The sequence below is a fragment of the Oleiphilus sp. HI0132 genome, assembly GCF_001635845.1.
The window spans coordinates 1-5,258 of record NZ_LWGJ01001603.1 but is presented as its reverse complement, the minus strand read 5'-3'; the positions used below and the strand labels follow the sequence as shown (position 1 = coordinate 5,258).

Genomic DNA, 5,258 nt, shown 5'->3' with positions numbered 1-5,258 from the left:
CATATTGGTCCATTAGGTCATTTTTAAAATTAACTTTCAGGGGTTATCCATGCTTTCTCTAAAATCATCCATTAGAAACTTTGTCCTCACAGGCTCAGTCGCCGCTATGGGCCTATCCGGCTGCGGAATGATGGAAACAAAAGAAACTAGCCAAGCTTCAGTTATCGATACTTATATTGATATCGCTAAAGAAAACTATCAGGACTCGCTAAGCGCCGCTCAAGCACTGCAAGCTCAAGTCAATGAATTTCTAGCTAATCCTAACGAAGCCAATTTGCAAAAAACTAAAGACGCTTGGATTGCGGCACGCGCGCCTTACCAACAGACAGAAGTCTACCGTTTTGGCAACGCATCGGTTGATGATTGGGAAGGTAAAGTCAACGCATGGCCTCTTGATGAAGGTTTGATCGACTATGTTGATGCTTCATATGGTGCTGAGTCTGATGAAAACCCATTCTATGCTGCTAACATCATTGCCAACCCTGCACCAATGATTGGCGGCAAGAAAGTAGATGCTAGCCAAATTACACCAGAACTACTTGCAAACACTCTGCATGAAATTGACGAAGTTGAGTCTAACGTTGCAACGGGTTATCACGTCATCGAATTTTTGCTGTGGGGCCAAGACTTAAACGGTAACAACCCTGGTGCTGGCTCTCGCCCAGCAAGCGATTTCTCACTTGATAAGTGTACCGGTGGCAACTGTGAGCGCCGTCGTCAGTACCTTCAAGCAGCAACAAGCTTATTGATTTCAGACCTAGAAGACATGGCCAATAACTGGAAAGAAGGCGGAGCATCAGTTGCTGAGCTAACCGCTAAAAGCGAAGCAGGTGCCTTGGCAACCATGCTGACAGGCATGGGTAGCCTTGCGTATGGCGAGCTAGCTGGCGAGCGGACTAAGCTTGGCTTGATGCTACACGATCCTGAAGAAGAACATGACTGCTTCTCGGATAACACTCATAACTCCCACTACTATGACGCCTTGGGCATCAAGAATGTCTATATGGGTCAGTATGAGAGCATCAACAACAACTCAGTAGATGGTGCAAGCCTTTCTGACTTAGTGAAGCAAGCAGACCCAGCACTGGATGCTGAAATGCTGGGTAAGCTTAATGCTACTCAAGCGACGGCTCAAGCAATGGTTGACGCGGCGGCTAAAGGCCAAGCTTTTGATGTATTGATCGGTGAAGGTAATACTGCGGGCAACCAAATCGTTCAGAACTTTGTTGATGCACTCGTTGCTCAAGCCAAAACAACTGAAAAGGTCATTCAGGTCTTAGGCCTCAGCAATATTGATTTTGAAGGTTCTGACAGCCTGGACAACCCTTCTGCTGTAGCAGAGTAATTAACAACTAGGTGACGCACCTGTTTATTTACGCCCGCCTAACAAGCGGGCGTTTTGGTAGCTATGAATAAAACCATCTTCGCACTTCCTCTTTTAGCGGTCAGCTTTTTACTCTACATAAATGCTGACTCGACCCTCGCTTCAAATAGCAAACTCCATAGTGCCAGAGAACTCTACCCATCAGGTCAACATAGTGCTGGCCAAAGCAAACAACGAAACAGTTTTGATCATCCCTCCCCCCTTCTGGATATGGAGACAAAGCTCGACTTTAAAATCGGCCGGGCCATCTTTGAAAAAATTTGGGTATTTGCCCCCTCAAGTACGACCGCAAGTGATGGCTTAGGCCCACTCTACAATGCAAGATCCTGCTCCCGTTGCCACGAGAAGAATGGTCGAGGCATATTAAAAGAAGAAGGTAAAACCTCCCCTGCACTATTTCTTCGGCTTAGCACTCCAGCCAAAACTGCCGAGCAAAAACGAGCACTGGAAAGTGGCCTCATAGGGCTAATACCAGAGCCTACTTATGGCACTCAGCTACAGACCTTTGCCTACCCGGGTGGACAAGCTGAGGCACAGCTACGAGTCAGCTATACAGAACAAAAAATTCAGCTAAGCGAAGGCGAAATGGTTAGCCTAAGAAAGCCGGATTACCAAATCATAGCGCCTCAGTATGGCCCAATGGATGAAGATTTGATGATTTCGCCACGTATTTCCTCGCCCATGATCGGATTGGGTCTTATCGAAGCGATAAATGAACAGGACATTCTTTCTAAAACCGACCCAGACGACAGTAACCAAGATGGTATTTCAGGCAAAGCCAATTGGGTTTGGGATCAGCAAAAACAAGCACCGGCACTTGGCCGTTTTGGCTGGAAAGCAGGCACCCCCAACCTTCGTCAACAAAACGCTAGCGCGTTCAAGGGGGATCTCGGCATTAGTACACCGTTATTTCCACAACATTGGGGCGACTGCACTCCTTCACAAACAAGCTGCCGAAAACAAGCCCATGGAAACCGCACCCGCCAAGCCCCGGATATCAACCACATGGAAGCGCCAAAGGCGATGACCGATGCTTTATTGCTGTATACAAGAAATATCGCGGTACCCATTCGAAAAATAGACAATGCAGAAATGGTCAATAAAGGAAAAGCCGTCTTTCACTCCGCTGGCTGTGCCGCGTGCCATACTCCAAGCTATCAAACATCCGGGCATACTGAGCAAACTTCTCTTAACATGCAAACCATCTGGCCTTACACCGATCTATTACTGCATGACATGGGGCTAGGGCTGGCGGACAATCGACCCGAGTTTAAGGCAAACGGACAGGAATGGAGAACCGCTCCACTTTGGGGGCTCGGTTCAGACAAATACGTAAATGGCAGCCATTTTCTTCTGCATGACGGCCGCGCACGCAGTATACTTGAAGCAATTATGTGGCATGGCGGCGAGGCCGAATCTGCCAAGCAAGCCGTACAAACAATGCCCCAAGAGCAACGCGCACAACTGCTTACTTTTTTGGAATCACTTTAATGAACAGAACCTCTACGATTTCCAGTATTTTCTTAGCTTGTATCCTCTCATTTGTATGTCATGCCGCCCCAAGTGAAGCTGACTGGAAAAACTTCAACCATGCGACAGTTAATAGCTTTGTTATCCCGTTTTATCAATCGCTTAGCGCTGCCTCTCAGGCTTTGCAGCAGAGCACCCAAGGCCTCTGCCAAAGCCCTTCTCAAGAGGCGCTAGATAATAGCATCGGTGATTTCCACAAGACGATGGATGCCTGGCAATCTATTCAAAATATCACGTTTGGCCCCATAGAGTTTTCAATGCGCAGCCATAGCTTACAGTTCTGGCCCGACAAGAAGAATCATATCGGCAAACACCTAGGTGTTCTTCTAGCAAGTGACGACAAAACATTGCTGAATGAAGATAAATTCCAGCGTGTCAGCATTAGCGTTAAAGGCTTACCCGCGATTGAAAGAATTCTTTTCAAACAATCGGCGCTCAATGAACTCAAGGCAAATAAGTTCCACTGCGATGTATTAACGACGATCTCTCAGAATGTTTCGACGATCAGTACATCACTACATAGCGAGTGGCTTAAGCATATGCGTGGCCAGTTTGCCGACGCTAAACAACTAGACGGCTACTTCGAAGACGACATCGACGCCGCCACAGCTTTATTAAAAACAATGATCGAACCCTTGGAAGTCATACGAGACTTAAAGCTTAAACGCCCGCTTGGCAGCGCGTTTGGGAAAGAAAAATATAAGCGACTGGAATCATGGAGAAGCCAACGCTCATTGCGCAATATTGAGTTGAATATTCTTAGCCTTCAGCTTATGTTTGAAGGGCTAGCCAACATACTCCCCCCTGAAAGATACCATTCAATTAGCCATCAATACACGGCCCTGGTCGATGCAATTAAGCAGATCAATACACCTTTGGAAAATGCAGTCAGAACAGCTGAAGGCTACCAGGCAACATTAGACATCTATAAGAAAATAGGCACCTTACACAAGGAGCTCGAAACATCAGTATCGGCCTTGGGTATTCACCTTGGCTTTAACAGTCGAGATGGTGATTAATGACTGACAAACTCTCGACATTAGAAAACACAAGGCTAAGCCGAAGACAGCTCCTTGGATCTATAGTCGCAAGCAGCTTACTCAGCCCATTCAATGCCTTCGCCAAGGAAAACGACTCAGAATTGCTCATTAGTGCAGCTAGGGATAGACACGGTCAGCATTGGGTAATTTGCTTACAAGGAAATGGCGAACCTGTCAGTCGGCTTAAGCTTCCCGCCAGAGCTCACCAGGTGATCAAGCACCCTCATAAAGAAGAAATAGCAGTCATTGGGCGGCGTCCTGGTCAATACATAATCGTATCTTCAATCAAATCAGGCAGAGTGATAAAACATATTCAGCCTGAACAGGGTTTCCACTTCTACGGGCATGCTCTTTACACACCTGATGGACGTTATTTGGTCAGCACTGAAAATCACATAGATTCGGGTCAAGGAAGGCTTTTTGTGAGAGATGTGCTCAACGATTATCGCGTACACGCCCAGCTCTCAAGCCATGGTATTGGTCCACATGAAATAAAGCTCTGCAGCGACACGGATACTTTAGTTATTGCCAATGGAGGTATTCTCACACACCCGGATAAAGGTCGTGTAAAGCTGAACCTCGATACCATGTCCCCTTCACTAACTTATGTCTCGCTTACGAGTGGTGACTTACTAGAGCAAGTAAAGTTAAAAGAGGAATACCACCAGCTGAGCATTCGTCACATCGATATCAACCAAAGAGATGAAGTGGTGATCGGCCTACAGTATCAAGGAGATAAAACTGACAGCGTTCCCTTGGTTGCCCACCACCAACGAGGGAAAGACCTCAAACCTCTTTGGGCACCCGATGATGTTAATTATGCCATGAAGCATTATTGTGGCAGCGTTTGTTTTGACCCCATAGGAAAAACTGCCGCGGTTTCCTCACCCAAAGGAGATTTGATTACCTTTTGGGACTTTGATCAATTAATCTATTTAAGCAGTCTTCGTTGTAAAGATGGCTGCGGTTTAACCAGCTATCGAAACAATGAATTTGTTATTTCCAACGGCTTAGGCAACCTTTACCACTACAACAATACAACAAAAGAACTTAGTCAAAACTTATCCAACCCAGGCCTCAAAATTGCCTGGGATAACCATCTCTTGAGCGCCTAAACACACAAATACAAAAGTCCATTTTTCAAGCTCCTAAAAGTCAAAACTCAACTATACTATCTGTGATACAGCTCAACTTCATAGGTAACGAGCTTCTGGAATAGGCAATAGGGGGTCAAATATGTCCAAACTGTTAGATAACATATCAATTAAATCTAAGCTCTTATCAATCTGCACTATTACATTAGT

General features: G+C 46.0%; 4 protein-coding genes. All 4 read left to right on the top strand.

Annotated elements, in window-relative coordinates; genetic code table 11:
• The first annotated feature begins 49 nt into the window (after positions 1–49).
• The 4 genes from A3766_RS24755 (at position 50) to A3766_RS24740 (ending at position 5,069) form a co-directional block, all read left to right on the top strand.
• Positions 50–1,345, top strand: coding sequence for an imelysin family protein (locus tag A3766_RS24755; RefSeq protein ID WP_068511211.1), 1,296 nt, complete (start codon positions 50–52; stop codon positions 1,343–1,345).
• Positions 1,346–1,408: 63 nt separating this feature from the next.
• The gene (locus A3766_RS24750; RefSeq protein WP_068554986.1) at positions 1,409–2,875 is read left to right on the top strand and encodes a di-heme oxidoredictase family protein; all 1,467 of its coding nucleotides are present in this window, start codon (positions 1,409–1,411) and stop codon (positions 2,873–2,875) included.
• Complete coding sequence (locus tag A3766_RS24745) at positions 2,875–3,933, top strand: imelysin family protein (RefSeq protein WP_068511215.1); 1,059 nt, start codon at positions 2,875–2,877, stop codon at positions 3,931–3,933. Before A3766_RS24750 ends, A3766_RS24745 begins: the two co-directional genes overlap by 1 nt.
• Positions 3,933–5,069 carry a DUF1513 domain-containing protein gene (locus tag A3766_RS24740; protein WP_068511217.1) on the top strand — a complete coding sequence of 379 codons (1,137 nt, stop codon included), beginning with the start codon at positions 3,933–3,935 and terminating at the stop codon, positions 5,067–5,069. Before A3766_RS24745 ends, A3766_RS24740 begins: the two co-directional genes overlap by 1 nt.
• Positions 5,070–5,258 lie beyond the last annotated feature (189 nt).

Coding starts and splice junctions, on each gene's coding strand:
- A3766_RS24750 (WP_068554986.1), top strand. CDS start 1,409: ATGAATAAAACCATCTTCGCACTTCCTCTTTTAGCGGTCAGCTTTTTA.
- A3766_RS24745 (WP_068511215.1), top strand. CDS start 2,875: ATGAACAGAACCTCTACGATTTCCAGTATTTTCTTAGCTTGTATCCTC.
- A3766_RS24740 (WP_068511217.1), top strand. CDS start 3,933: ATGACTGACAAACTCTCGACATTAGAAAACACAAGGCTAAGCCGAAGA.
- A3766_RS24755 (WP_068511211.1), top strand. CDS start 50: ATGCTTTCTCTAAAATCATCCATTAGAAACTTTGTCCTCACAGGCTCA.